Annotated in this window: 1 protein-coding gene; it reads left to right on the top strand. The window is 46.0% G+C overall.

Going from position 1 to position 1,416, the window contains the following annotated elements:
- Positions 1-468 precede the first annotated feature (468 nt).
- The gene (locus KDK18_RS08885; RefSeq protein ID WP_257254546.1) at positions 469-1,284 is read left to right on the top strand and encodes an MIP/aquaporin family protein; all 816 of its coding nucleotides are present in this window, start codon (positions 469-471) and stop codon (positions 1,282-1,284) included.
- Positions 1,285-1,416: the final 132 nt, after the last annotated feature.

The following is a 1,416-nucleotide window of genomic DNA, read 5'->3' as shown; positions in this document are numbered from 1 at the left end:
TCATTTGTCAGTGGATGCGGATATGTCAGTGCGCAAAGCCTGCGACAAGTTTGAGAATCGGTTTCGAAGCATGGAGTTCAGGGCTGCTGAAGAAGGCCGTGAGTTTCAAGAGTTAACACTGGATGAAATGGAAGCCTACTGGCAGCTGGGGAAAGTCCTTTAGTGGAGCTCACTGGTTGGAAAAACGTTGGCATTTTTGCGCCATAACGGCATGAAACGCGCGAAAATCGAAAAAATAGCAAGGCGAGAACCTTGACTCTTTGCAAAAATGCAGGCTTATAGATCTTATTAGAAAAAAAACGAACATATGTGAACATTGATTGATTTAAATCAATGGTTTTGCGTTGATGAGCTTTGTTGTTATTTGAAATAATTCGCCCGCTGTCGAGGCTGCTAAACAGTAATGAGTTTCATTAAGGCCTCGCTCTTTTTTCTTGGATACATACCCACGTGGCGGAGCTCATTTTTATGCGTAAATCTCTGTTTGGCGAATGCCTGTCTGAGTTTATTGGCGTTGGCCTTCTGATTTTCTTCGGCGTCGGTTGTGTGGCTGCACTGGTTCTGGCGGGTGCTGATTTTGGTCAGCTTGAAATTTCTATCGTCTGGGGTCTGGGCGTCTCTATGGCCATTTACGTAACCGGTGGTGTTTCCGGTGCTCATCTAAACCCGGCAGTGACTTTGGCATTGACTGTGTTTAAAGGTTTCGAAAAGCATAAGGTTTTGCCTTACATCGTCGCCCAGATTTTAGGTGCTTTCTGTTCCGCCGCATTGGTTTATTTTCTTTATAGCAATCTTTTTGCCGATTATGAGCTGGCCCAGGGTGTTGTTCGTGGTTCTGAAGAGAGTCTGGCTACTGCAGGTATCTTTTCCACATACGCGCACGGTTCCCTCAGTAATATGCAGGCTTTTGCTGTGGAGTTTGTGATTACTGCTGTGCTGATGGGCGTTATTCTGGCTATCGGTGACAACAACAACGGTGATTCCAATGGGGCGCTGTCCGCGCTGTTGATCGGTTTGCTGATTGCAACCATTGGTTCTGCTTTTGGCCCTCTGACTGGCTTTGCCATGAACCCGGCCCGCGATTTTGGTCCCAAGCTGTTTACCTATATGGCTGGATGGGGTGAAGTAGCCCTGACCGGTGCCCGATCCAATCCTTATTTCTGGGTACCAATATTGGCTCCCATCTGCGGCGCAATGGCTGGCGCATGGATTTACATCAATCTGTTAGGTAAACAATTAGAGCCCGAAACAACATTGGGTCAGGTAGAGATAAAGACGACATAATACAGTAAACCTCGTTCATTGACGTAACGCTCTGTGATGTTTTCTTCAAAATTCAGGCTACCTTAAACATGAAAAACTATCGTGTCGAGCTTAAGAAATGGTCGGTAGAGAACTATCGTGTGTGGTTTTTTT

The sequence above is a fragment of the Endozoicomonas sp. SESOKO3 genome (genome assembly GCF_024606255.1).
The sequence above is the reverse complement of the archived record's forward strand: the minus strand, read 5'-3'. Positions and strand labels throughout refer to the sequence as shown.

Coding starts and splice junctions, on each gene's coding strand:
- KDK18_RS08885 (WP_257254546.1), top strand. CDS start 469: ATGCGTAAATCTCTGTTTGGCGAATGCCTGTCTGAGTTTATTGGCGTT.